Below are 23,606 nucleotides of genomic sequence, written 5' to 3' on the forward strand. Positions count from 1 at the left end.
GGCGAGCCTGTGCCGGTCAACCCGCCCTGCTGTCCGAGTTCGTCTGCGTGCTAGTCGAATCGATGACGACGATATCCAGTTCGCCTGACGAGTACCGGGCGCGCAGGGCTTTCTTGTCGAATTTGCCGACACTGGTCTTGGGTACTTCGGGCAGGAAAGTCCAGCGCTCGGGCAGTTGCCATTTCGCTGTCCTACCGGCCAAGAACGCACGCAGCACGCCCGCGTCCGCCTCCGCTCCGGCCCGCAACGCGGCGGCGACGACCGGTCGCTCGTCCCATCTCTCGTCGGGTACGCCGAACACGGCGGCCTCGACGACGTCCGGGTGCGCCATGATCGCGTTCTCGAGCGCGACCGACGAGATCCATTCGCCGCCGGACTTGATGATGTCCTTGGCTCGATCGACCAGGGTGAGGTAGCCGTCGGCGGTGATGGTCCCGACGTCACCGGTGCGCAGCCAGCCGTCACGGAACGCGTCGGAGCCGACCGTGCCCGCATCCGGCGAGTAATAGGACGCGGTGATCCAGGGCCCCCGAACCTCCAGCTCCCCCACGGCTTTTCCGTCGCGGGGCAGCTCCGCGCCGTCATCGCCGACGAGGCGCGCTTGCACCGTAGCGGGGAAGCGTCCCTGGGTGACCCGGTAGGCGTAGGCGTCTTCGCCCTCGGTTCCGGGTGGCGGCCACGCGACGCAGCCCAGCGGCGAGGTCTCGGTCATCCCCCATGCCTGGATGATGCGCACTCCGTGGCGGTCCTCGAAGGCGCGCATCAGTTGCGGCGGCACGGCCGAGCCTCCGACCACGACCGCTCGCAGGTGGCCGAGGTCCTGCGGGGCGGCGTCGACCGCGGCGAGCACACCGTTCCACACCGTCGGTACGGCGGCGGCGAAACTCGGGCGTTCGGCTGCCATGAGTTCCAGCAGCGGCGACGGCTGCAGGAAGCGGTCCGGCATCACCAGCGAGGCGCCCACCATGAGCGCGGCGTAGGGCAGGCCCCACGCGTTGGCGTGGAACAAGGGGACGATGGCCAGCACCCGATCGCCCGTCCTGATGCCCATGCCGTCGGTGGTGCAGGCGTGCATGGAGTGCAGCCAGTTCGAACGGTGCGAATAGACAACGCCTTTCGGGTCACCGGTGGTGCCGGAGGTGTAGCACATCGCGGCGGCGGATCGTTCGTCGAGCAGGGGGAAGTCGAACGTGGACGAATGTCCGGCCAGCAGCGTGTCGAGTTCGTGTACCGCCACCCCCTCGGGTGCGCGCAACGCCGCCGCGTCACCGTTGGCGACGATGACGTGGCGGACCGTACGCAACTGCGGCAGCACCTGCGTGAAGGCGGGCACCAGCGAACCGTCGACGATCACCGCCTTGTCCCCCGCGTGATTCGCGACGAAGGCGATCTGTTCCGGGAAGAGACGGATATTCAGGGTGTGCAGCACCGCGCCCATGGCGGGTACGGCACAGTAGGCGAGGAGGTGTTCGTTGTTGTTCCACATGAAAGTGCCCACTCGGTCGCCGCGGCCGATTCCCAGCGCGGTGAGGGCGTGCGCGAGTTGGGCGGCCCGATCACCGAGTTCGCGGTAGGTCAGTACCCGCGACCCGCTGCCCGTCCAGGTGCGGACCGTGGCATCGGCGTGCACGGTGGTGGCGTAGCGCAGCAGCGTCGCCAAGGAAAGGGGTTCATCCTGCATGGTGCTCGGCATCGGCAGGTCGTGCTCGGGGTAAGTCATTTCGTGCTCGTCTTTCTCGAAGAATGCCCGGCCGACGGGAACGTGGTGAGCCCGGGCCGACGTTGCCGCCGGGCCCGGGCTGGTCTCATGGGTTTCAGCCGCGCAGCGCGGAGGCGAAAATCGGCGCGAGCGGGGCGACGCCGGGCTTCTTCGCGAAGTTGGTCAAACGCCGCAAGGTGGTGGCGCCCGTGCGGTTGGTGACGAACCACGGCGGCTTCGGCGACAGGCTGAATTCGCCGTGCAGCAGCGACCGAGGCGAGGGGCGGAACGGCCCGCGCAGGACGGTTCGTTCCGGTTCGGCGATCAGCAAGGCGTTGTGCACCACACCGATGCCGCTCTGGATATCGGTCAGAGAGTGCCCAGGGAAGGCGCCCCACGACGCGCGGGCGGTGAGGTAGCCCAAGCCGGTCCAGGCGTTGACAGCGATCGTGCCGTAGCGCAGTTCGGTGACGGCCGTGTCGAATCGGTCGCCCAACTGTTTGATGGTGGCCGGGTGGGCGATGATGTTGACGCCGAGCGTGCCCTCGAACTCGTCGTTGCATACCTGCACCGCCCGCGCCAGGAACTCGGCCGGGTCGCCGCCGGGCAATTCGATCACGCCGAGCACCGGGGCGAAGTATTCGGTGTGCAGAGCGGGCTCGCGCCGATTCGGTGTCAGGCCCTCGATGAGGGTGCGTGCGCCGATCACTTGCGCCTGCGGGTAGCTCTGTCGGGCGGCCTCGACACGGTCGGAGGATCCGGGATAGTAGTCCGGCCGCTGCGGCGCGCGGCCGATAGCCGCACGGAGTTCGGCGAGGAACCGCTCCTTTTGCGGCCAATCCGCGGAGATCACCGCCACCTGTGCGGCGATGCAGTTGTACCCGTTGTTGTGGAGGCGCTGCGTCGCCAGGTGCTCGGCTTGGAAGCGCAGGTCCGCGTTGGACCATCGGCCCGGCACCACGATGGTGGGAGAAACACCGCCGAGTTCGCTGGTGATCGGCTTCGTGAGTCTGGGCGTGCCTGCCGCCTTGTTCCGTTCGGCCTCCGCTCCGGTGCCGAACACGATGGCGTCGTGGGTCGCCGCGCTGCCGGTCATGTGGACGGCGTCGACATCCGGGTGGTGCACCAAGGCCGCGCCGACTTCAGGGCCGCCGGTGATCAGGCGCACGAATCCGCGCTCTATCGCCGGAGCGAAGATCTTCTCCAGCACCGGCAGCAGCGGATCGGTGATCGGGTTGAGCTTCAGCGCCACCACCCTGTTGTCCGCGTAGAGCTGGTACAACACGTCCAGAGGGGCGATCGAGAAGATGTTGCCCGCCCCCAGGACGACGCCGATGCCGCCGGTGCTGGTCGGCGTGCGCTGCCCCAGGCCCGCACGGGCGCGAACGGTTTCGGCGTCGACGCCGGGCCGCGACCAGACTTCGGCGCGGAATCCGTTGAGCAGCAGGGCGTCGAACACTCCGTGCGGAAACACTTCGACGGCCGTCCGGCCACCGGGGGCCGGACGCATCGGGTATCCGTCGACCGGGCTGCGCCCCTCCTCCAATGCCAGCAAGGATTCCGCGAGCGCGGCAGCCCCGGTCAGCAGGGAATACGGTCCGCTCACCCACTCCTCACCGAGCAAGGGCGAATCCGAGGTCAGTTTCTTGATCCGGGCCGCGGTCTCGACCCACTCCTGCGCATGCCGCGCCGTGTTGACATGAATCTGATCCAGCAGTCGGCGCCGTGCGGGCAGCGCGGTGCGCGCCCATTCGACTTCACCACGCCGTAGTGCGGAGACCGCGGCGCCGACGGTTGCCGTCACGGTCGAGGTCATGCTTCGGTTCCTTCCGATTCGGCGTCCTCGAGGACCATGTCGGAAGCCTTCTCGCCGATCATGATCGTGGGAGCGTTGGTGTTTCCGCGCACTACCGACGGCATGACCGACGCGTCGGCCACGCGCAGACCGCGCAATCCCAGCACGCGCAATCGCGGGTCCACGACGGCGCCGATCGCGCAGGTCGACGTCGGGTGGTACAGGGTCTGCGCCGTCCGAGCCGCGAAATCGAGCAGCTCGGCATCGGAATCGCCGGTGGGGGTAGCGAATTCACCGGTGGTGAGCTCCCGGAGCGCGGGTTGATCGGCGATCCCGAGGGCGCTGCGCAGCCCGGCGATCACGCTCTGGCGGTCCTCTCCGGTCTGGAGATAGTTGTGCTGGATACGTGGCGCCGTGCCGGGGGACGCGGAACGCAAGGTGACTTCGCCGCGGCTCGTCGGGTTGATCAGGCACGGGCCGAAGGCGTATCCGTGCTCCGTCGCGGCCCCCATGCCTTCACCGTGGAACAGCACCGGCGCCATATGGAACTGGATGTCGGGCCCCGCGAGACCGCCGCGGGTCTCGATGAAGCCCCCTGCCTCGCCGATATTGGAGGTCAGCGGGCCGCGTCCTTGTTCCTGCAGCAGAGCGAGGTTTTCCGGGGTCAGTGCGGTCATCAGCGACTCGCGATCGGTGCGGTAGTTGAGGAACACCGACAGATGGTCTTGCAGATTCCGCCCGACCGGCAGGTCGCGGATCGTCTCGATCCCGAACGCCGACAGCTGATCGGCCGGGCCGACACCCGACAACAGCAGCAGATGCGCCGATCCGTATGCGCCCGCGGCGAGAACAACCTCGCGCCGGGCCTGGATCACTTCCGTGCTGCCGTCCCGGCCGATGACCACACCGGTCGCGCGGCCGTTCTCGATGACGACTCGATGGGCGAGCGCGCCGGTGACCACCGTCAGATTGGGGCGCGACGCGGCCGGGTGCAGATAACCGACGGCGGCGCTGCACCGCATGCCATTGCGCTGTGTCACCTGATAGCGACCGACGCCCAGCTGCGTGGACCCGTTGAAGTCCTCGTTGCGGAGGTGGCCCGCTTGCTCGGCGGCGCGCAGGAACGCGTCGCCCAGTGGATGCCGCGATCGGCTTTCGCTCACCGCCAGCGGCCCGCCGACGCCGTGGTAGGCGTCCTTTCCGCGTTCGTTGTCCTCGGCCTTGATGAAATAGGGAAGGACTTCGTCGTAGCTCCATCCGTCGGCGCCGCCCGCGGCCCATCCGTCGTAGTCGGCACGTGCTCCGCGAATGTAGATCATCGCGTTCATGGAGCTGCTCCCGCCGACCACACGCCCACGCGGCAGATAGGCGCGGCGGAATTGCAGCCCGGCCTCGGGCTCGGTGTCGTAATCCCAATCGAGCGGACTTTTGAACAGAGAGGGAAATGCGACCGGCAGATGGATTTCGTCCGCCGTGTCCTGCGGCCCCGCCTCGATCACGGCCACCTGGACCCGCCGGTCCTCGGACAATCGACTCGCCAGCACGGATCCGGCGGATCCGGCGCCTACGACGACATAGTCGTACACGGTCGGCACCTCTCTCGAAATCAATTCTCGAATCGGGGCGCTATGACCCCGGTCACTGTCGAAGTCGATACTGCTGGGGGGATGCCTCGAACCACCATGTGCACGGGCCTACCGATCCACGGCGGATATGTGTGCCAGAGCACAAGCGCATTCCCGGCGAATGCCTACCATCTATCCATGACCACGCTGACGGAGCCGCCCGTGAATGATTCCGCCGCGGTGGCGCGCACGCTGCTCGCGGAGGTCGACGACCTCACCGCCGAACTCGTCGGCCGGATCCGGACCGGGGACCACGCCTACGCGGAATCGACCGCGCTCACCGACGCTGAGCTGGGCTTCGTCGTCCGCGACAACCTCGTCTCGCTGCTGGGCCAGCTCTCCGGCGGTGTCGGGCGTCGGCTGCAGCCCGCTACCGTGGTGGGCCGGGTCAAAGCCGAGCTCGGCGTGCCCCTCCCCGCGGTGCTGCACGCGTACCGGCTGGCCGGACGACTGCTGTGGGAACGCGCGCTCGCAGTGGCCACCGGCACGAGACTCGACGTGTTGCCCCAGCTCGGGTCGGAGATGTGGCGGATCATCGACGACTATTCGGGAGCGGCGGCCGAGGCGTACGGCGACTATCTGACCGAGCGAGTCCGCCACGACGATTCCGAACGCCGCGCTCTGTTGCGCCGTCTACTGAACGGCGATTCCCACGATCCGACACAACGCGACATCGCCCGCGCCCTCCACCTGCCCCCGCTGGGCAGCTTCGTCGTCGTGCATGCCGAAGCCGATCCCGAAGCACTGGCGCCACTGATGGGCATCGAGTCCCGGCTCCGCGCCGAATACGTCGAATCGATCTGGATCACCGAAGCCGGCGCTCGCATCGGGCTGCTCAGCCCGGCCACCGAGCGCGCGCACCAGCAGGTACTCGCTCAACTGCGGCAACACGCCACAGGCCGGGTCGGCGTGAGCCGCCCGTTCTCGACCGCGGGGGACGCAGGCGCCGCACTGCGGGAGGCCGAACTGGCCGGGCGTTGCGCACCGGCAGGCACCGCCACGGTCACCGTCTACGGTGACACACCCATCCCGCTCGTCCTCGCGCATGCTCCGTCCGCTGCGCACGAAATGGCGCACGAAATCCTCGGACCCGTACTCGACCTGCCACCAGAGGAGTGCGATCCCCTTCTCGACACGCTCGCCATGTGGTTCGAATGCGGAGGCTCCAATACCGAAGTCGCGCAACGTCTGCACTACCACCGCAACACCATCCACTACCGGCTGCGCCGCATCGAAACCCTGACCGACCGCCGCTGCTCCGATCCCAAAGCGGCCGCCGAACTCTACGTCGCCCTGACCGCCGTGCGGCTCATCGGACTGGACCGGTCCGGGATTGCCGCCGATCCCCCGTCGCGTGGCCAGGCAAAACGCCTCGGCTTCTGATCACAACAGTCTTTCACCGGCTGGTCAGAGCACGCCACCCGCGCCGGAGCATGCGTCTAACCACCCTGGGAGTGACAGATCGTCGAACGACCATCCAGCCCGTGCACAAGATCGATGCCGCGGCCGAGATTGTCCAGTCGCGCGTGCAGGGTGTCGCCCGCGGGATAGAGACGTACCGTGTCCACGCCGGTGTCGCGCCAGGTTCGCAACCGCTCGCGGACCATGTCCTCGGTGCCGATCAGCGTGGTGGCCAGCACCATTTCGTCGGTGACCAGCGCGGCGGCGCCATCGCGATCACCGCTCTGCCACCGTTCACGCACTCGAGCGGCGACATCGGCCCAGCCTTGGCGGCTGTAGGCGTTGTTGTAGAAGTTGGTCGAGCCCGATCCCATTCCGCCCAGCGAGAAGGCGAGTTCTTTCTTGCGGCTGCCGAGGACCTCGTCGAGTTGGGCCTCGTCGGCGACGATATTGATCTCCGCGCCCTGGCAGATGTCCAGATCCGCGCGGTCCCGGCCGGAACGGGCCAGCCCGGCGTCGAGATGCTCGAAATAGGCGTCCGCTCCCTCGGGGACGAAGCTGGTGCCCAGCCAGCCGTCGGCGATCTCGCCGGTCAACTCCAGCATCTTCGGTGACAGGGTGGCCAGGTATATGGGAACCGCGACCGCGGGCACGCTCAGCCGCATCGGTTTGCCCTCGCCACCGGGCAGCGGGATTGTGAAGTGCCGGCCCTCGAAGACGACCTTCTCACCGGTGCAGGCCGCCCGGATTATCTGCACGGTCTCGCGCATGCGGGCCAGTGGACGGGCGAACGGCACGCCGTGCAGACCCTCGATGACCTGCGGGCCGGAAGCACCGAGACCGAGCAGGAATCGGCCTTCGCACAGTCGTGCCAGGGTCATGGCAGTCTGGGCGATCAGGACCGGCGACCGGGTGCCGAGTTGAATGATGCCGGTACCCAACCGCATTCGCTCGGTGCGCGCGGCGAGGAAACCCAAAGGTGTCACCGCATCGCTCCCCCACGCCTCGGCCATCCAGCAGATGTCCAGGCCGAGTTTCTCGGCTTCGACTACGAATTCGACGAGGTCGGGCCAGTTCGCCCCCGAGGCCTCGATGGTGGTGGCCGTGCGCATCACGCGTCCTTCTCCACTAGGTCCTTGATGGCGGACAGATTGGCGGCCATGCCGAACTCGAACTCGCGCAGGCGCACGAAAACGATTTTCTGCTCCTTCTCGGGCATGGCATCGATCGCGAAGTTGAGTCCCGAACGCGCGGGACCCATCTGGGTCCACTGCTCCAGGACGGTGCCCGCGCCCTCGGGTTGGAGGGTGAAACGCCATATGCTGGATGGGTATCCGGGATCGCCGACAGCCCAGGCGAAGCGCCGCTCCGGCTCGAATTCCACAACCGTGCTGGTCGTTTCCCAGTTCCCCATGGCCTCGTGGGCGTTGCGGCCGATGAACCGCGCGCCGACCGCGGGTCCGGTGGCGCCGTCGAGCCATTCCACGCTCTGTAGTTCTTCACTCAACCGCGGCATGAGGTGGATATCGCTGACGAATGCCCACACCCGTCGCGGTGGCGCGTCGATGAAGGTCTGAACTGCCACGGTCGGGGTGTCGGCATACACCTGCCCGGTCCACTCCACGATCAGCTCCTTCCGTCTGTTTCGCCCATAGTTGCATAGATAGACTAAGCACTACAACGGTCTCTTCAGCGCACTCAACAGCTGAGTTTCACATTTGGACTCACGGGGATGGGGCTATGCCGCGCACATCGTCGGCGAACTGTGATCGTCCCGGCACCCCGCACGATTGATCCACTGGGGACGACTCTCGGACGCCCCTAGATGGGGCGTCGCTTCATCGATCGCCGACATGACCGGCCGGGGTAATCGATGGCTCTCCGACGAGGGCGTCGGCAAAATCCGGCGATCCGTAGCCGGTCATTCACCGGGAGGCCGGCCTACTTCGACGCACCCACGATGCGCAGCGCGAGGTCCACGTAATAGTCGCCGATCTCCTCCGGCGAGAGTGAGCCGTCCTCCCGGTACCAGCGAGCGAGGTCGATGCCGAGCGACAGCAGAGCGACCGCCGCCATATGCGGATTCGGGTTGTCGAACACACCCGCCGCCACACCTCGCTCGATCAGCTGCCGTATCTCCGCGTCGATGAGGTGACGGATCGCCTTGATCTCGCCTTGATGCTCCGGACTGAGTGCGGCGAGTTCGTAGTTGATGACCCGGGCCACGGTGTGCGCCCGAGCATGGAAAACAGTGAAGGCCCGGACCGCCGCGATCAACTGATCGACCGGATCGTCAGCGGAAGCGACAGCGCTCTTTAAGCGCTCCAGCGTGTTGTGGTGACCGGTCCGGGAGACCTCGTAGAGAAGTTCCTCTTTCGAGCGGTGATGCACATAGATGGCTGCCGTGCTCAGCCCCGCGATCGAGGTGATGTCGCGAGTGGTGGAGCCGTGGAAGCCCCGCTCGGCGAAGGCGACGACCGCGGCATCCAGCAGCCGAGCTCGTGTGTCGTCCGCACGTGATTCGGTCACTTGAACAGTCTCGCATCCTGCCATCGAACACTTCCGGACGGTATCGGTCCGGCCCTCGCGCGACCGGCGTCGATGCTGTCGTGACCTTCGGCGCGTCGCACGGCTGTGATCCCGGATACGCTGCGGTGGTCGCCGCTCAGAGTGCGAGCACGAGTTTTCCGTTGTTGGCACCGCTGAACAGCATGTTCAGCGTCTCGCCGAAACGCGCGACGCCTCCCTCGACGACGTGCTCGCGGCTCTCGAGCTTGCCCTCGGCCAGCCATTGCGCGATCTGCGCGACGGCTTCGCCGTAGCGATCGGCGTAGTCGAAGACTACGAATCCCGTCATCGAGGCGCGGAAGACCAGCAGTGACATATAGCGCGACGGACCGGGAGGCAGCTGCTCGGCGTTGTAGGCCGAGATCGCGCCGCACAGCACCACGCGGGCCCCACGGCGCAAGTTCATCAGCGCGGCATCGAGGATGTCACCGCCCACGTTGTCGAAGAAGACGTCGATGCCCTGCGGGGCGAGCTCGCGCAACCGCTTCGCAACGTTGTCGTTGCGGTAGTCGACAGCCGCGTCGAAGCCGAGTTCCTCGGTGAGCAACCGGGCCTTCTCCGGGCCACCCGCGATCCCGATGACCTCCGCGCCCTTGGCTTTGGCGATCTGACCGACCACGCTCCCGACGGCGCCTGCCGCCGCCGAGACCACCACGGTGTCGCCTGCCCGCAGCTTCCCGACCTCGAGCAGGCCGAAATACGCTGTCATGCCGGGCATTCCGAGGGTGCCGAGCCAGGTGGGGCCGGGGGCGATGGTCAGATCGACCTTCGAGACGTCACTGCCGTCACTGATCGCGTATTCGGTCACCCCGAAAGTGCCGCTGACCGTGTCACCGACGGCGAAGTCGGGGTGCGCCGATTCCACGACCGTGCCGATATCCAACGACCGCATCACCTCGCCGATCCCGACCGGCGGCACATAGGAACGCTGATCTCTCAGCCATCCACGCATGGCGGGATCGATGGAGATGAAGTCGATCTTCACCAGCAGCTGGCCTTCGGCGGGTCCGGGCAGTTCCTCGGTCGTCAGGCTCCAGGTGTCGTCGCCGGGCAGCCCCGACGGACGCCGCGCCAGACGGATCTGCTGAGTCTTCGTCATGACATTCCTCTTCTCATCGATTCGGCCATACATCCGGGATGGCGTCCGTTGCCGTCGAGAAACTCTGCCCCACAGCTAATCTGGTCAACTGCAGGTCCCGCTCGCAGACGGTCGCGAACCGTGCCGGTCAGTTCTTCGGTCCTCCGGCGACGTACACCACCTGCCCCGACACAAATCCCGCACCCTCGCTCGCCAGGAATGAGACGGTGTGTGCGACATCCTCGGGCGACCCCGCTCGCGCGACGGGAATCTGCGCGATCGCTCATGGTGTTCTCCTTCGGGATGGACAGATGCTCGACGGTCCACGCGTAACCGGTCGACGACAGCGGTGCGCGCTCAGGACAGCCGCTCGAGCACCATGGCCATGCCCTGGCCCCCGCCGACGCACATGGTCTCCAGGCCGAATTGTTTGTCATGGAACTGCAGCGAATTGACGAGGGTGGTGGTGATCCGCGCACCGGTCATTCCGAAGGGATGGCCGACGGCGATCGCGCCGCCATTGACGTTGAGCTTGTCGAGGTCGATATCCAATTCGCGCATGGACGCGATGACCTGCGCCGCGAAGGCTTCGTTGATCTCGACCAGGTCGATGTCGCCGATCGTCATGCCCGCGTTGGCCAGCGCCCGCCGCGACGCCTCGACCGGGCCCAAGCCCATGATCTCCGGCGACAGGCCGCTGACACCGGTGGAGACGATGCGCGCGAGTGGCGTCAATCCGAGTTCCGCCGCCTTGGTATCCGACATGACGACCACCGCGGCGGCACCGTCGTTGAGCGGGCAGCAATTGCCCGCGGTGACCGTGCCGTCCGGCCGGAACACCGGCTTCAACGCCGCGACCGCGTCCAGCGTCACACCCGCGCGCGGACCGTCATCGGCCGACACCACCGTGCCGTCGGGCAGAGTCACCGGGGTGATGTCGCGTTGCCAGAATCCATTCGACAGCGCGATTTCGGCGAGGTTCTGGCTACGCACGCCGAAGGCGTCCTGCTCCGCGCGGCTGACACCCGCGAACTGCGCGACGTTTTCGGCGGTCTGCCCCATCGCGATATAGATGTCGGGCAGTGCTCCGTCTTCGCGGGGGTCCGACCAAACCTGCCCTCCCGCAGCGAATTTCGACGTCCGCGCGACCGCGTCCTCGAACAGGGGGTTCTGGGTGCCCGGCAGGCCATCGGCATTGCCGCTGTTGTAGCGGCTGACGGTCTCGACGCCCGCCGAGACGAACACATCACCTTCACCGGCTCGAATCGCGTGCAGCGCCATCCGGGTCGTCTGCAGGCTCGACGAACAATAGCGATTGACCGTGACGCCGGGCACCCGATCGAGCCCGGCCAGTACCGCCACCACCCGTCCGAGATTGAAACCCGATTCGCCCGCGGGCTGGCCGCAGCCGAGCATCAGGTCGTCGATCGTGGCCGGATCGAGCGCGGGCACCCTTTGCAGCGCGGCCTTGACGATCTGCGCCGCCAAGTCGTCGGGGCGCATGTCCTTCAGCGAGCCCTTGACGGCGCGTCCGATCGGCGACCGGGCGACGGAGACGATGACGGCTTCGGGCATGTGCCCAACCTCCCAGCTACTTACTAAGCGCTTATTCAGCGCATACGATGCTGGATCGGACAGGCCGCGGTCAATACCGACGGCCCGCATCCATCGATGTGATCTGCCACACAACATGTACATAAGCGCTGGTGAGGCAGGTGAATTCGGCGCGCGAAGAACGCGGCCACTGTGCACGTATCGCCTCGTCCGGAGTGTCCTAGGCAGAGCAGAGCACCGAAGCGACGATGGCGGTGGGCCAGCAACTCGGTGTGCCGCCACGCCTCGGGACCTGAAACCGGCCCCGGTGAACTTTCGTCAGTTACTTCGACTCTTGCCGCGCGAAGCGCTCCACGACGTCGGGACGTTCGCGCAGATGTTCGGGGTAGCCCGGACCCATGCGCAGGCGGGATTCCTCGATCGGGACAGGCTGTTCACAGTGCTCGCAGACCACCTTGACCTGTGTGTCATGACCGCACGCGGTGTGCCGCACAAGCACCGGCGGACCCGATTCGTCGGCGAGCCAGCGATCACCCCAGCTCGAAATCGCCAGCAACACGCTCCAGAAGTCGGCGCCCTTCTCGGTGAGCACATACTCGTACCAAGTCGGCTCGACCTGATACGGCCGTTTCTCGAGCAAGCCTTCGTCCACCAGACGACGCAAACGGTTGCTGAGGGTATTGCGCGCGATGCCCAACTGCTGCTGGAAGTCCTCGAAACGGCGTACTCCATAGAAGGCCTCACGCATCACCAGCGGGGTCCACCAATCACCGAGCAGATCCATCGTGCGCGCGACGGAGCATGGCCATCGTGCGAAGGATGTACGCCTCATGCAGCGAGGATATCGGTTTCATAGATAGACCATGCACTTGATGACGCCACGCGGCCGCCCGCGCTCTGCGCGGGCCATCCATCGGACCCCGCCTCGACCCCGAACTTCGCCGGCAGGCCGCGGCCGCCACGAGCCGAGGCTCAGGTCGAGCGCGATTCGCTCGGCGTCTGCATGGCATCGAGGGCTTCGATGACTTCCCTACACCAGACGATCCAGGCACGTTCGGTCCCGAGACCGGCCTTCAGGATCAGATGCCTCATCGCGCCCGCATCGTCGCCGACAGCCGGAAAATCACGTGCCTCGATCTCCCGATAGGTCGCGAACGTCTTCTCGTGCACCGCGAGGTGGTGCGCGACGACCTCGCGGACACCTTCGAAGTCCCCGGTGGCGGCCGCTGCTCGCAACCTGATCAGCAGCGTTTCTCGCTGCTGCGGCGGCTCGTCGACCTCGCACACCCAGCGGCGAAGCGCAGCGGTGCCCGCCGGTGTGATGGAGAAACGCTTCGGCTGACCACGCCCCGGCGCCTGTGGCTGCGAAACCTCGGCGACCAAACCGCCACCGCTGAGCCGATCCAATTCGCGATAGATCTGCTGATGGGTGGCCGACCAGAAGTATCCGAACGCGCGGTCGAAGCGCCGAGCGAGTTCGATGCCGGTCGAGGCCCGTTCGGTCAACGCGGTGAGGATCGCGAACTGCAGTGCCACGGCCCCATGTTAGAGAGCGTCGAGCGCGTCGGTCCCGCGACCTGAATCCGGAGTATCCCCGGCGAAGGCTGTGCGCGCGACCTTGCGCGACCCGGGATCCGGCCACTTGTGAAGCCGTGACCACAGGGCATGTGATCGGCCACACATGTTTTTGCAACTTATTGCATGAATGCGGGGTGCGTCGATAGCTTCGTCGTAACGCAGCGCTGTGCGGCCGGAATCGCCGCGAGTCAACGCTTCAGAACTCCTCGAAGGACGTCATCATGGCCTTACCCGCCGCTCTGTCCGGTCGTCTCACCCTGCCCATCGTGGGCTCGCCGATGTTCATCTCCTCCGGACCCGATCTCGTGATCGCGCAGTGCCAGGCCGGGGTGATCGGATCCTTTCCCGCGCTGAACGCACGTCCGGCGTCACTGCTGGCGGACTGGCTGGACCACATCACCGAGGAAAACGCGTCGTTCGCGGCGGCGAACCCGGACGCCACCGTCGCGCCGTTCGCCGTCAATCAGATCGTCCACCGGACCAACGACCGCCTCGAACACGACATGGACGTGATCGTGCGGCACCGCGTGCCTATCGTGATCACCTCTCTGGGCGCACGCCCGGAGATCAACGACGCCGTGCACTCCTACGGCGGAATCGTCCTGCACGATGTGATCAGCGACGAGTTCGCTCGGAAGGCAATCGAAAAGGGCGCGGACGGCATCATCGCCGTCGCTGCAGGCGCAGGCGGCCACGCCGGAACGCAGTCGCCGTTCGCGCTTGTCCAGGAGATCCGGGAGTGGTTCGACGGGCCGGTGCTGTTGTCCGGCGCGATCGCCCACGGCCGCTCCATCCTCGCCGCTCAGGCCGCAGGCGCTGACCTCGCCTATATCGGTTCGGCATTCCTTTCGACCGTCGAGGCGATAGCGGCTGCGGAATACAAGCAGATGATCGTCGACTCCCGGGCCAAGGACATCGTGTACAGCAACTTGTTCACCGGCGTCCATGGCAACTATCTGCGCGGCAGCATCGTCGCCGCAGGCCTGGACCCGGATAACCTCCCCCATTCCGACCCTTCCATCATGAATTTCGGCTCCGGCGGCAATGCGAGCGCCAAGGTATGGCGGGACATTTGGGGCGCCGGGCAAGGCATCGGCGCGATCAAGGAAAACCTCACTGTCGCGGACTTGGTGGCTCGCTTCAAGGCCCAGTACGACGAGGCGCTCCAGGCTCTCGCCCGCAAGACACCGAGGCCCGACACCGTCGAGCAGCCGGCCTGACCCACACATGCCCGTCGAGGCCTTCCTCGCCAAAGACGAGGAGTTCATCGGCCGCTGACGCGGAATACCCGCCTACCCGGTAACGCGATCATTGCCAGGTAGGCGGGTATTTTCACGTTCGGCCGCACTGCTATCCAAGCGCGACGAGACGTGCGCCGGGGAACGAGCTATGCACCGTCGTTGCCATCGCGCAGGGAATGGATCATGCTCCGCAGGATCCGCAACGCGCTGGACCGCTCGGTCTCGGTCAGGCCGGCGAGCATTCTGACCTCGACGGACCGGACCGCCACGGTCGCCTTCTCGAGGCTCCGTCGTCCGCGGGGCGTGAGCCGTGTGGGAAGAACCTTCCCGACGGGCGCCTCCGCGGGCCTGGTCACGTAGCCGTCTCGTTCCAGGGCCTGGAGTAGCACGTTCATCGTCTGCCGTGTCACGAACGCGCCCCGCGCGAGCTCGGAGTTCGACAGGCCCGGTCGTTGCGCCAGCAGCTCGAGGCAAGAGTAGTGCGTCACGCTCATCCCGAGTGGCCGCAGCACCTCCTCCATGGCTACGCGCAGGACGCTCGACGCCTCTTTCAGCAGGTAGCCCAGTGACGTTTCCAAGTCGACGCCCGCACGGTCTTGACCCATGTCAGCATTCTGACATAGATTGCCCTGTGTCAGAAAACTGACACAGAATGAGGAGATCATCATGCCCGTTACCGGCCCCGACTTCATCTCGCTGCAAGCGCGCGACCTGGCCGCTTCGCAGGCGTTCTACGAGCAGTACCTCGGCCTCGTCCGCTCGCAGGCCGGACCTCCACACGCCGTCGTCTTCGAGACGAAGCCGATCGCGTTCGCACTCCGCGAAGTCGTTCCCGGCACCGATCTCGCATCCGCCGCTCAGCCCGGCATCGGCGCCGCGATCTGGCTCCACGCCACCGACGTCCAGGCCATTCACGATGCTCTCGTCGCCGACGGTCACACCATCGTCTCCGCACCGATCGACGGCCCCTTCGGTCGGACATTCACCTTCGCCGACCCCGACGGCTACCAGGTCACTCTCCACGACCGCGTCTGACAGGACCAGCGCCACCGGACGATCACCGCCCCCGAAGACCGCGCGGCGACAAGTACGTCGCCGTGATCATCGACCTCACCGGGATCCGTGACTTCACCGGACCAGCGCGGCTTCTGGACATATGCTCCCCGACCGGCCCAGTCGCTGTCGCCTCGGCGTCTTACGCACCTTCAGTAGCGTACTTCCTTGACGAATTCCGCTATGGCGGTGCCGATTTCATCAGGGCTGTCTTCCTGAATGAAATGTGATCCCGCGACGGTCGTTTCGCGCTGATTGGGCCAGGTGCGGCAGAATTCGCGTTGCGGTCCGGTGAGAATGGAGCCCGGTTCCGCGTTGACGAACAACTTCGGGACATCGCTGGTGCTCAACCATCGTCCGTAGTCCTCGACCACCTCGACGACATCCTTCGGCTCCCCTTCGATCGGGATCTGGCGAGGCCAGCTCAGAGTGGGCCGGCGATCCTCGCCCGGCGACGCGAACGGCCGCCGATATTCCGCCATCTCCGCGTCGCTCAGCGCCCGGAGTACCGAACCGGGGAGAACCCGCTCGACGAAGATGTTCTTCTCGAGCACCATTCCCTCACCGGCAGGCGACCGGAAACCCTGGAACACGCCTCGTGCGCCTTCGGGCCACTGTTCCCACGTCACCGGCATGACAATGCTTTCCATGTAGACGATTGCCCGGACGCGGTCGCGGTGCTGGTTGGCCCAATCGAATCCCAAAGCCGACCCCCAGTCGTGGAGGACCAGCACGATATTGTCGCCGAGATCGAGCGCATCCCACAGATCGAAGAGATACTCGCGGTGCTCGGCATAGGTGTATCGGTCGGGATCGGAATCGGGGAGCTTGCTGGAATCACCCATGCCGATGAGGTCGCAGGCGATCAACCGTCCCAGCCCCGCACAGTGCGGCATGACGTTGCGCCACAGATACGACGATGTGGGGTTGCCGTGTTGAAAGACAATGGCGTCGCCCTGCCCCTCGTCGATGTAGGCCATGCGCTGTCCGCGAATATCCGAGAATTTCTTCGCCGCGAAAGGCGCTGTACTGTATGGCATTACAGAGTCTCCTTATGTGTAGGTGTCCCGTTGAAGGCAGGTCTATGCCGCTGCGGCAGTCCGATCACTCACACCTCTGCCCCAGGCCCGCGCTCGGCGCGCTCGTCGACCGCGGCGCCCATCCGCGCCGCCGCGTTCCGGCACACGCGAAGAATCCGCGACGAGAAGGACTCGGATTCCACAGCCCGTGACAGCACGAGTCCGCCGATACACAAGGCCAGGGTCGCGATGGCTTCGTCATAGAGTTCGTGCTCCTGCGGATCGTCCACCGGACGGCCACCCATCGCGTTGAGAGTCTTGCGCAGTTCCTCCTCGTAGGCTGACCTGAACTCGGCGGGCATGCGCGCGGCGTCGGATCCGATCGCCGAGAACGCGCACGAATCCGCCCGCTCGTCGCGGTGGGTCCGGTTGAGATAGCCGCGCGCGAGTCGGGCCGCGCGGGCGCCCCAGGACGCGTCGCGCGTCTTGCCGATCCAACGCGGCCGGCTTTCGGCAAGCCCGTGCCGGAAGGCCGCGATGGCCAGATCGTCCTTACTCGCGAAGTGTGAGTAGAAGGCTCCGTGCGTCAGGCCCGCGTCCCGCATGACCTTCCCGATAGCGCCGCCATCGGGACCATCCACCCGCAGCCGAGCGGCACTCGCGTCGAGGATGCGCGTCAACGACTCTCGTTTCTGTCGCGCGCGCTGCCCCTCCCCGGAGGGCGAATTTCGCATGTCGACCATCATGTGAACTACGCTCTCGCATGATGTCGGTCATGTCAATGCACCCAACCGGCCGAGCGGTCGGGGCGCGCACGGGATATCGCAGGATCAACTGACGAAGTTCCTGGCGAGCCGCCGCATGGTCAGGCGCGCGAGCAATCGCGTAGTGAACTCGCCGAAGGCACCCTCGAAGCGGGCGAGCTCTTTGCCGATGGCCACGTCGAGATCCGCTGCGGTGATCAACGTTCCCTTGGCCACCGTCGCCGTCAGGTCCCGGCTCACCGACCAGCTCGGATGGCGTGGATCCGATCGAGTGACGACGAGTTCGGCGCGCGCACCGCGGTCCACGGTGCCGATATCGGTGAGTCCGAGCGCGCTCGCCGCGGTGGCGGTGGCCAGCCGCCACGAGTCCCGGCGTGGGATACCGGCTTGCTCGAAGGCCTCGAGTTCGCGATGCAGGGCGATCCCCGGCGCGACGAACGGTTGCTGGGTGTCCGTACCCAACCGCAGCGGCACACCGTCACCGAAGAGACGGTTGACGAGCAGATGTTTGCGCTCCACGGCGCGCCTGCACCGATCGAAGTCCTCGCGTCGGATGTCGCGATAGGCAGGGATGCCGTGTCGAGGGTGCCACACGATGGCCGAGTAGAACGACGGCAGCGCTCGCGCTGTGGGCTCGTCGCGCGCTTGGTGATGCCGCTCGAGATCGAGGACACCGGTGGAGGTGTTCAGCGTCGGCGTGACCGCGAGCCCGCGGTCGGCGCTCACCTGCCGGATGAGATCGATGCGGCGGTCGTCGACAGCGTCCCAGTCGATCATGCGATTGAAGACGTGGTCCCGCCGAGTACTGGCCGGCGGCGCCATGCCGAACAGGTGCTGCCCATCCGGCAGTTGCGCATCCTCGTGCCCGAGCCCGTACGGGACGTGTCCGAGAACTCCCATGCCGGCCGCACGTGCCGCTGCTTTGAGCGCGACGATGCGCGGAACATCGAGATTCTCATAGGATTTGACCCTCTTGTTCGAGCGTGTTCCTGCTCGCGCGAACCGGAGCGCTCGACGGTGGCCGCGCGACGACATCCTGGTTCCTCGCAGCCGAACTCCAGGCACGGCACCCCGCGATCACCGTCGAACCCGACAAGATCTTGGTCCGGCACGGCCGCACGGTCACCGGCGGAGCATCACTCGCCCATGTCGACGTCATGCTCGCGGCGATCGAGATGCTCACCGGCTCGGACGTGGCCGATCTGTGCGCCCGCTATCAGCTCATCGACCGCCGGACCTCGCAGCGTCCCTACATGATGCTCACCGTGCTGATCGCCGACGACCCCGATCTGGTGCACGCCCACGACTGGATCGTCAGCAATCTCCGCCGATCCTTCACGACCGCCGATCTCGCCGACGCGGTGGGACTTCATACCCGCACACTCGCACGACGCCTACAGCGCGCTACCGGCCTCAGCCCGCAAGCCTTCGTCCAGTACATCCGCACGGACACCGCGTTGACGCTGATCCGATCGGGAACCACTGCGGAGGCTGCCGCCCATCGAGTCGGCTACGCCGATGCCTCTTCCCTGCGCCGAGCCATTCGCCGCCGAGAAACCGGTCGCACCAGCTGGTCGACTCCCGGGCACAGGCCGGACAGCGGGCAGGGCACGGTGTCACCCCGGGAATAGCGGCTCCAGAGGACCGCACACGTGTTTTCGCACTGACCAATGGCGCCCTCCCGGTCACGGCTGTTGCCACTTCCGGGAGGGTTCCCGACGGCGTCGGGCGCCATACGTCCGCTACTTCACGGTGATCGTGAGCGTCCGCGTCTGCGTCTTGGCGGGCAGCTTGGTGGTGTCGACCATCAGCACCTCACCCGTGTCCTGGGCGCCGTTGGCGAGGAGCTTGGCTTTCAGTCCGAACGGCGGCTGGTCGCCGGTGGCGGCCTCGATGCCGAAGTCGCTGTCGTCGGCGATGTAGAGGGTCTTGCCGCCGTCGCTGGTGGCGACGCCCTCGATCTTGTCGTGGCCGAAGAACTTGCCGTCGGCGTTCAGGCCGTCCAGCAGACCGCCGAGGTCCAGGGCGGACTTCTTGGCGACGGGGGTGACACCCGCCTTCCGCAGCGTGGCGACGCCTTCGGCAGTGGGCACGGCACCGACGAGGAGTTCCAGCGGCTTGCCGTCGACCAGCAGGCCGAGTTGTGGATCGTAGTGCGCGTTCTGGATTTTCGCCTGCGGGCCGACGTCGGTGGCGCCGGTGATGTCGATGGTCCACAGCTTCTTGTCGGCCTTGGGTGATTTGCCGCCGTCGCGTTCGTCGACCAGGAAGGTGGTCTCGCTCAGCGCCGTGATCTCGGAGACCGCGAGCTTCTGCTTCGGATTCTCCAGCGGATATACGAATTCCTTGACGTCCCGGGTCTTCAGATCCACGGTGACGATCCGGGTCATGGGCACCTCACGCGCCGACGCGACACCTGGCTCGTTCAGTGCGCTCTGCACGATGCCGACCAATGTGCTGCCGTCCGGCGTGATGGTGAGCCCCTCCATACCCTGGTTCGGGGTGCGCAGCGAAAGCTCTTTGGGCAGACCGCGTCCCGGTGCGAGCCGCTCCAGCTCGGTGCCGTTGGCGTCGAAGTGCACGACGAACGGCCCGTACTCGTCGGACACCCAGAAGCTGCCGTCGGGCATCGCGACCAGGCCTTCGCTGTCGATGCCGTGATCGGTCGGCGGCAGGACGGTGCCGTTGAGGTCGCGGATGGTCTCGCCGGTGCTTGCGGAGGCGTCGACCAGGCCGTTGAACGGCTGGCCCGCTGAATTCTTCAGAGGAATGGCGCTTTCCAGCACCGCCTTGGTGCCGACCAACTTGAATTTCGCGATGGTGGGCGTGAAAGTCGGTATCGGCGTGAGCTTCTCGTTCTTGCCCTTGCCGTCCACGTTCGGACCGCGGTCGGTGAGACCATAGAACTCGTCGGTCGATCCGGGCACCGGCGTGAACGCCGACCCGTATCCGCTGCCCTGCAGACTCACGCCACCGAAGTCACCGAGCGGCGGGATATCGGTGGTGAACAGCTTCACGGCGTCGGTGGTGGTCACAGTGATGCTGTCGGAACCGGTGTATCCAGCCGCAGGCGTGTACACCACCGCACCGTCGGTGCGACGGGTGATCGTGCCGTGCTGCGGATCGGTGATCCCGACCGCGGCGCTGCCGCCGGTCGCCGCCAGCAGATCATCCAGCGAGATCACCAAGGGCTGGTCCTTGGCGGCGGTGAAGCCCGCCTCCGAGTTCGACGACGAGCAAGCGGACAGAACGGCGGTCGCGCACACGGCGACCATGACGAGCGCGCTTCGGGTACTGCGGTGCATTCTCACCAGCGATGCGTACCGTCCGAGCCCGACCGCCAGTTGGCATCGAGCTGAACATGAGCCGTCGATCCCCACAATCATCCGATCAGTTTGCAGTGTTGCCAATCCTGACGAACGTGAGCACTGCGGTATCCGAGCGTCGGGCCGCGTCGCTACCGCGCTCTCGACGCTACCGACTTCGATGCCGAACAAGCCTTAGCGCTCGGTGAACGGGCACCTGCGTCCGATCGGGCGCCTGCGGCGAGGAAGATGCCGAGCAGGCCATCCGCATCGAGGTCGCCGCAGCCGGGACGCGGCCCCGCCACCACCACCACCCAGCGGGGGACCCAGCCGTGCTAGCTGTTCGGAGATCATCCCGTAAGTGTCGTGTCGTTCCCCGTATAGCTCTACGGTGGAGATATGACCGCCTTGGAGTATCAGCATGTGCTGGTCGCGCGGGACGGCGACACAGTGCGCATCACGATGAACCGGCCGGAGCGACGCAATACCCTGTCCGGCGAACATCTGGCCGAGTTGCTCGCCTCCTTCCGCGCTGCGGGCGAGACGGACGCCACCGGGATAGTGCTCGGGGCAGCCGGTCCGGTGTTCTCCGCGGGACATGATTTCGCCGATGTCGCGGCACGCGACCTGCTCGGCGTGCGGGAACTGCTCACACTGTGCACCGAGCTCATGTCGACCATCGAGTCGGTACCGCAGGTGGTGATCGCCCGCGTGCAAGGTCTGGCCACGGCTGCCGGCTGCCAACTGGTGGCCTCGTGCGATCTGGCCGTCGCCGCCGAATCGGCCGGTTTCGCGCTCCCCGGCGGCAAGGACGGCTGGTTCTGCCACACCCCCGCGGTGCCGGTAGCCCGCGCCGTCGGCCGCAAACGACTGATGGAACTCGCCCTCACCGGCGACCCGATCGATGCCCGCACCGCCGAACAGTGGGGCCTGATCAACCGAGCGGTGCCGGACGCCGAGCTCGACACCGCCGTCGACGAGTTGCTCGCCCGAGCTACCCGCGGCAGCCGCGCCAGCAAAGCACTGGGCAAACGCACCCTCTACCGCCAGCTTGACCGCCCCGAGGCAGACGCCTACGCCCTCGCCCTGGAAGTCATGGCCGCAGCCGCCCAACTTCCCGGCGCCCGCGAAGGAATGGCGGCCTTCCTGGCGAAGCGCCCACCTGTCTGGCGCGATTAGCGGCGCCGGCGTCTGCCCCTGCCCGCCGGAGACGGCTCGAATCGGCAAGAGACGCTGGATGTGACGCGTATTCGCTGCTGCCGTCAGCTTTTCATCGGATCGTGGCCCCAGTTCATCAGCGAGTATCGCCATTTGGTGTTCTCGATTTCGCCGGAGGGTCGCTGCTCGAGATGGCGGTGCGCATAGCCGATGACTTTGCGCATGTGCGCGTAATCATCGTCGGTCGGTTTCTTCTTCTCGAGGATGTCCGCGATGCGCCGCCCGCTCGCGTGCCCGGTCGACTCGCCGCCGTCTTTCGGTTTCTGCCCCACCGACTTCGACTCGTCGGTGTCGAGCCACCGGCGCAGTTCTTTCGCCGTCATGTTGACGATGTTGTCGAATTTCGTACGCGTGTCTTTGTCTTCCGTCGTCATGGCGCGGCTCCAATTTTCGATGTCAATCGTCGTGCGGACGTAGCGCGCCGGGCTTGTGCACCGCGTCACGGCCGCTCTTCGCACTGCGCACCCGATACTGTGGCTCCTGTTCGGAGGCCCGTACCGTTCGGCCCGCCGCTTCGGTGTCGGACGTGATCACGTCTTCCACCTCGCCCTCGGCGGTACTGCCGTGGCTGTTCCATTCGACTTCGTCGCCTTTGCTGAACGATTGCTTTCCCATGGTCGATTCCTTCCCCATTCCCGCATCCAACGAGGTCGTGTTACCCGCAGTCCGCTCTCGAAAACTGATAGCTGAACCGGTCCTCCTGATCGCCACCCACTCTCTCTGCGGCCAGAACCTCGTGCAGGGTCGCGATGGTGCCGGTTTCGACCCGACGATCCCGTTGTCAGCATCGGCCGCGCGGTTGCGCTAGGAGGTAGTGGTCCGGCGCCAACAGCCTGAGGCGGCGGATTCCGCGACATAGTTCTCGAATGTCCGGGCCGGACGGTCAAGAGCTCGGTGCACGTCATCGGTGGGGGTCGTGCCCGGGCCGCCGTGGGGAAGCCGGGTGAGAATGTCGGTGAGTAGCCGCGCAGCCTCGGGCGAGACACCGAAGCCGATCTGCTGTTCGACGAAAGTCGCGGGGTCGATGTCGACGTGGCGGATCGTGCGGCCGATGGTCGCTCCGATCATGTCCACGGCTTCGCCGAAGCTGATCGCCCTCGGGCCGGTCAGCTCGTAGGTGTTACCGCTGTGCCGGTCATCGAGCAGTGCTCGCGCCGCGACTTCGGCGATGTCGTCGGCGTCCACGAACGGGGTACGGCCGTCGCCGGTGGGGATATACAGCGCGCCGTTGAGAATGCCTGACAGCCAGAAACTTTCACTGAAATTCTGCGCGAACCAGTTGGGTCGCAGAATGGTCCATTCCAGCCCGCTGTCCCGGGTCGCGCGCTCGGCGGCGTGCAGGGGATGATCGGCCTGGTCGGCGGCCGGTGCGGACAGTAGTACGAGCCGCCGGACACCGGCCCCGACCGCCGCCTCGATGAATTTCGGGATACGCGCTCGGCCCTCATCGGTGAATTGCAGGGCCGGTTCCACGAGATAGGCGGAGGTGGCGCCGTCGAGCACTGCCGACCAAGTCGTCAGGTCGCCGAGGTCGAACGACATATCGCCCCCGGTGCGGGCGACCGCCCGTACCGGATGGCCCGCGGCTCGGAGGTGGCGTGCGATCCGTCGGCCGGTCTTACCGGTGCCGCCGAGAATCAGGATGTTGGTCATGGCAATCATCCAATCGAGCAGCAGCCAGACGATCCATGGGAGAAGATCCGGGATT

Annotated in this window: 23 protein-coding genes and 1 pseudogene; 5 read left to right on the top strand and 19 right to left on the bottom strand. The window is 66.3% G+C overall.

Annotation, left to right across the window (positions count from 1 at the left end):
* Positions 1 to 16 precede the first annotated feature (16 nt).
* From ACIHAX_RS14535 to ACIHAX_RS14545, 3 genes are all read right to left on the bottom strand, one after another.
* Positions 17 to 1,693 (bottom strand): long-chain fatty acid--CoA ligase, encoded by a 1,677-nt coding sequence (locus tag ACIHAX_RS14535; protein WP_397278066.1) that lies wholly within the window; start codon positions 1,691 to 1,693, stop codon positions 17 to 19.
* Positions 1,694 to 1,814: 121 nt separating this feature from the next.
* The gene (locus ACIHAX_RS14540; RefSeq protein WP_397075953.1) at positions 1,815 to 3,515 is read right to left on the bottom strand and encodes an aldehyde dehydrogenase family protein; all 1,701 of its coding nucleotides are present in this window, start codon (positions 3,513 to 3,515) and stop codon (positions 1,815 to 1,817) included.
* Positions 3,512 to 5,080 carry a GMC family oxidoreductase gene (locus ACIHAX_RS14545; protein WP_397277800.1) on the bottom strand — a complete coding sequence of 523 codons (1,569 nt, stop codon included), beginning with the start codon at positions 5,078 to 5,080 and terminating at the stop codon, positions 3,512 to 3,514. Before ACIHAX_RS14545 ends, ACIHAX_RS14540 begins: the two co-directional genes overlap by 4 nt.
* Before the next feature lie 177 nt (positions 5,081 to 5,257).
* On the opposite strand from ACIHAX_RS14545, the gene ACIHAX_RS14550 reads away from it, so the two are divergent.
* Positions 5,258 to 6,502 (top strand): PucR family transcriptional regulator, encoded by a 1,245-nt coding sequence (locus ACIHAX_RS14550; protein ID WP_397277802.1) that lies wholly within the window; start codon positions 5,258 to 5,260, stop codon positions 6,500 to 6,502.
* Positions 6,503 to 6,558: 56 nt separating this feature from the next.
* Here the strand turns inward: ACIHAX_RS14550 and ACIHAX_RS14555 are convergent, their stop codons facing one another.
* The 8 genes and pseudogenes from ACIHAX_RS14555 to ACIHAX_RS14590 form a co-directional block, all read right to left on the bottom strand.
* Positions 6,559 to 7,632, bottom strand: a complete 1,074-nt coding sequence (locus tag ACIHAX_RS14555; RefSeq protein ID WP_364426181.1) for an LLM class flavin-dependent oxidoreductase — start codon at positions 7,630 to 7,632, stop codon at positions 6,559 to 6,561.
* On the bottom strand, positions 7,632 to 8,144 hold the full coding sequence (locus tag ACIHAX_RS14560; RefSeq protein ID WP_364426183.1) for an SRPBCC family protein: 513 nt from the start codon (positions 8,142 to 8,144) through the stop codon (positions 7,632 to 7,634). The genes ACIHAX_RS14555 and ACIHAX_RS14560 overlap by 1 nt, the downstream gene beginning before the upstream one ends.
* Before the next feature lie 317 nt (positions 8,145 to 8,461).
* A complete protein-coding gene (locus ACIHAX_RS14565; RefSeq protein ID WP_364426186.1) occupies positions 8,462 to 9,049 on the bottom strand; it encodes a TetR/AcrR family transcriptional regulator in 588 nt (195 codons plus the stop codon).
* A gap of 136 nt (positions 9,050 to 9,185) precedes the next feature.
* A complete protein-coding gene (locus tag ACIHAX_RS14570; RefSeq protein ID WP_397277805.1) occupies positions 9,186 to 10,187 on the bottom strand; it encodes an NADP-dependent oxidoreductase in 1,002 nt (333 codons plus the stop codon).
* A gap of 127 nt (positions 10,188 to 10,314) precedes the next feature.
* Positions 10,315 to 10,449, bottom strand: a pseudogene (locus ACIHAX_RS14575) (SDR family oxidoreductase); the annotation flags it as partial.
* Positions 10,450 to 10,523: 74 nt separating this feature from the next.
* Positions 10,524 to 11,741, bottom strand: a complete 1,218-nt coding sequence (locus ACIHAX_RS14580; protein WP_364426771.1) for an acetyl-CoA C-acetyltransferase — start codon at positions 11,739 to 11,741, stop codon at positions 10,524 to 10,526.
* A 301-nt stretch (positions 11,742 to 12,042) separates the two neighbouring features.
* A complete protein-coding gene (locus tag ACIHAX_RS14585; protein WP_355073848.1) occupies positions 12,043 to 12,552 on the bottom strand; it encodes a helix-turn-helix domain-containing protein in 510 nt (169 codons plus the stop codon).
* A 140-nt stretch (positions 12,553 to 12,692) separates the two neighbouring features.
* Complete coding sequence (locus tag ACIHAX_RS14590; protein WP_364426193.1) at positions 12,693 to 13,256, bottom strand: PadR family transcriptional regulator; 564 nt, start codon at positions 13,254 to 13,256, stop codon at positions 12,693 to 12,695.
* 263 nt (positions 13,257 to 13,519) lie between these two features.
* Between ACIHAX_RS14590 and ACIHAX_RS14595 the strand changes: the two genes are divergently transcribed.
* Complete coding sequence (locus tag ACIHAX_RS14595) at positions 13,520 to 14,518, top strand: nitronate monooxygenase family protein (protein ID WP_364426196.1); 999 nt, start codon at positions 13,520 to 13,522, stop codon at positions 14,516 to 14,518.
* A gap of 167 nt (positions 14,519 to 14,685) precedes the next feature.
* Here the strand turns inward: ACIHAX_RS14595 and ACIHAX_RS14600 are convergent, their stop codons facing one another.
* Complete coding sequence (locus tag ACIHAX_RS14600; protein WP_397277809.1) at positions 14,686 to 15,144, bottom strand: MarR family winged helix-turn-helix transcriptional regulator; 459 nt, start codon at positions 15,142 to 15,144, stop codon at positions 14,686 to 14,688.
* 61 nt (positions 15,145 to 15,205) lie between these two features.
* On the opposite strand from ACIHAX_RS14600, the gene ACIHAX_RS14605 reads away from it, so the two are divergent.
* Positions 15,206 to 15,574 carry a VOC family protein gene (locus ACIHAX_RS14605; protein WP_397277811.1) on the top strand — a complete coding sequence of 123 codons (369 nt, stop codon included), beginning with the start codon at positions 15,206 to 15,208 and terminating at the stop codon, positions 15,572 to 15,574.
* Positions 15,575 to 15,744: 170 nt separating this feature from the next.
* On the opposite strand, the gene ACIHAX_RS14610 is transcribed toward ACIHAX_RS14605, so the two are convergent.
* The 3 genes from ACIHAX_RS14610 to ACIHAX_RS14620 form a co-directional block, all read right to left on the bottom strand.
* Entirely contained in the window at positions 15,745 to 16,632 is an 888-nt protein-coding gene (locus ACIHAX_RS14610; RefSeq protein ID WP_364426201.1) for a haloalkane dehalogenase, read from the bottom strand.
* 68 nt (positions 16,633 to 16,700) lie between these two features.
* Positions 16,701 to 17,357, bottom strand: a complete 657-nt coding sequence (locus tag ACIHAX_RS14615) for a TetR/AcrR family transcriptional regulator (protein WP_364426204.1) — start codon at positions 17,355 to 17,357, stop codon at positions 16,701 to 16,703.
* An 84-nt stretch (positions 17,358 to 17,441) separates the two neighbouring features.
* Positions 17,442 to 18,275 (bottom strand): hypothetical protein, encoded by an 834-nt coding sequence (locus ACIHAX_RS14620; protein ID WP_397277814.1) that lies wholly within the window; start codon positions 18,273 to 18,275, stop codon positions 17,442 to 17,444.
* An 83-nt stretch (positions 18,276 to 18,358) separates the two neighbouring features.
* Here ACIHAX_RS14620 and ACIHAX_RS14625 point away from each other — a divergent pair, with 83 nt between their 5' ends.
* Positions 18,359 to 19,006 carry a GlxA family transcriptional regulator gene (locus ACIHAX_RS14625; RefSeq protein WP_397277816.1) on the top strand — a complete coding sequence of 216 codons (648 nt, stop codon included), beginning with the start codon at positions 18,359 to 18,361 and terminating at the stop codon, positions 19,004 to 19,006.
* Positions 19,007 to 19,117: 111 nt separating this feature from the next.
* On the opposite strand, the gene ACIHAX_RS14630 is transcribed toward ACIHAX_RS14625, so the two are convergent.
* Entirely contained in the window at positions 19,118 to 20,680 is a 1,563-nt protein-coding gene (locus ACIHAX_RS14630; protein WP_397277818.1) for an esterase-like activity of phytase family protein, read from the bottom strand.
* A gap of 399 nt (positions 20,681 to 21,079) precedes the next feature.
* On the opposite strand from ACIHAX_RS14630, the gene ACIHAX_RS14635 reads away from it, so the two are divergent.
* Complete coding sequence (locus ACIHAX_RS14635) at positions 21,080 to 21,859, top strand: enoyl-CoA hydratase-related protein (RefSeq protein WP_397277820.1); 780 nt, start codon at positions 21,080 to 21,082, stop codon at positions 21,857 to 21,859.
* A gap of 83 nt (positions 21,860 to 21,942) precedes the next feature.
* Here ACIHAX_RS14635 and ACIHAX_RS14640 read toward each other — a convergent pair whose 3' ends face one another.
* The 3 genes from ACIHAX_RS14640 to ACIHAX_RS14650 all read right to left on the bottom strand — a co-directional run bounded on the left by ACIHAX_RS14640 (position 21,943) and on the right by ACIHAX_RS14650 (position 23,551).
* Positions 21,943 to 22,356 (bottom strand): DUF3140 domain-containing protein, encoded by a 414-nt coding sequence (locus ACIHAX_RS14640; RefSeq protein WP_397277822.1) that lies wholly within the window; start codon positions 22,354 to 22,356, stop codon positions 21,943 to 21,945.
* A complete protein-coding gene (locus tag ACIHAX_RS14645; RefSeq protein WP_397277824.1) occupies positions 22,295 to 22,513 on the bottom strand; it encodes a DUF2945 domain-containing protein in 219 nt (72 codons plus the stop codon). Before ACIHAX_RS14645 ends, ACIHAX_RS14640 begins: the two co-directional genes overlap by 62 nt.
* A gap of 189 nt (positions 22,514 to 22,702) precedes the next feature.
* Positions 22,703 to 23,551: an NAD(P)H-binding protein gene (locus ACIHAX_RS14650; RefSeq protein ID WP_397277826.1), complete on the bottom strand. Its 849-nt coding sequence runs from the start codon at positions 23,549 to 23,551 to the stop codon at positions 22,703 to 22,705.
* Positions 23,552 to 23,606 lie beyond the last annotated feature (55 nt).

The sequence above is a fragment of the Nocardia sp. NPDC051929 genome, from assembly GCF_044548645.1.
GTDB classification, from domain to species: domain Bacteria; phylum Actinomycetota; class Actinomycetes; order Mycobacteriales; family Mycobacteriaceae; genus Nocardia; species Nocardia sichangensis.

What these genes read in the sequence shown, in the direction of transcription:
- ACIHAX_RS14535 (WP_397278066.1), bottom strand. Translation starts at nt 1,693, where the DNA reads ATGCCGAGCACCATGCAGGATGAACCCCTTTCCTTGGCGACGCTGCTG.
- ACIHAX_RS14540 (WP_397075953.1), bottom strand. Translation starts at nt 3,515, where the DNA reads ATGACCTCGACCGTGACGGCAACCGTCGGCGCCGCGGTCTCCGCACTA.
- ACIHAX_RS14550 (WP_397277802.1), top strand. Translation starts at nt 5,258, where the DNA reads ATGACCACGCTGACGGAGCCGCCCGTGAATGATTCCGCCGCGGTGGCG.
- ACIHAX_RS14555 (WP_364426181.1), bottom strand. Translation starts at nt 7,632, where the DNA reads ATGCGCACGGCCACCACCATCGAGGCCTCGGGGGCGAACTGGCCCGAC.
- ACIHAX_RS14570 (WP_397277805.1), bottom strand. Translation starts at nt 10,187, where the DNA reads ATGACGAAGACTCAGCAGATCCGTCTGGCGCGGCGTCCGTCGGGGCTG.
- ACIHAX_RS14580 (WP_364426771.1), bottom strand. Translation starts at nt 11,741, where the DNA reads ATGCCCGAAGCCGTCATCGTCTCCGTCGCCCGGTCGCCGATCGGACGC.
- ACIHAX_RS14585 (WP_355073848.1), bottom strand. Translation starts at nt 12,552, where the DNA reads ATGAGGCGTACATCCTTCGCACGATGGCCATGCTCCGTCGCGCGCACG.
- ACIHAX_RS14595 (WP_364426196.1), top strand. Translation starts at nt 13,520, where the DNA reads ATGGCCTTACCCGCCGCTCTGTCCGGTCGTCTCACCCTGCCCATCGTG.
- ACIHAX_RS14600 (WP_397277809.1), bottom strand. Translation starts at nt 15,144, where the DNA reads ATGGGTCAAGACCGTGCGGGCGTCGACTTGGAAACGTCACTGGGCTAC.
- ACIHAX_RS14605 (WP_397277811.1), top strand. Translation starts at nt 15,206, where the DNA reads ATGCCCGTTACCGGCCCCGACTTCATCTCGCTGCAAGCGCGCGACCTG.
- ACIHAX_RS14610 (WP_364426201.1), bottom strand. Translation starts at nt 16,632, where the DNA reads ATGCCATACAGTACAGCGCCTTTCGCGGCGAAGAAATTCTCGGATATT.
- ACIHAX_RS14615 (WP_364426204.1), bottom strand. Translation starts at nt 17,357, where the DNA reads ATGATGGTCGACATGCGAAATTCGCCCTCCGGGGAGGGGCAGCGCGCG.
- ACIHAX_RS14620 (WP_397277814.1), bottom strand. Translation starts at nt 18,275, where the DNA reads ATGGGAGTTCTCGGACACGTCCCGTACGGGCTCGGGCACGAGGATGCG.
- ACIHAX_RS14630 (WP_397277818.1), bottom strand. Translation starts at nt 20,680, where the DNA reads ATGCACCGCAGTACCCGAAGCGCGCTCGTCATGGTCGCCGTGTGCGCG.
- ACIHAX_RS14635 (WP_397277820.1), top strand. Translation starts at nt 21,080, where the DNA reads ATGACCGCCTTGGAGTATCAGCATGTGCTGGTCGCGCGGGACGGCGAC.
- ACIHAX_RS14645 (WP_397277824.1), bottom strand. Translation starts at nt 22,513, where the DNA reads ATGGGAAAGCAATCGTTCAGCAAAGGCGACGAAGTCGAATGGAACAGC.
- ACIHAX_RS14650 (WP_397277826.1), bottom strand. Translation starts at nt 23,551, where the DNA reads ATGACCAACATCCTGATTCTCGGCGGCACCGGTAAGACCGGCCGACGG.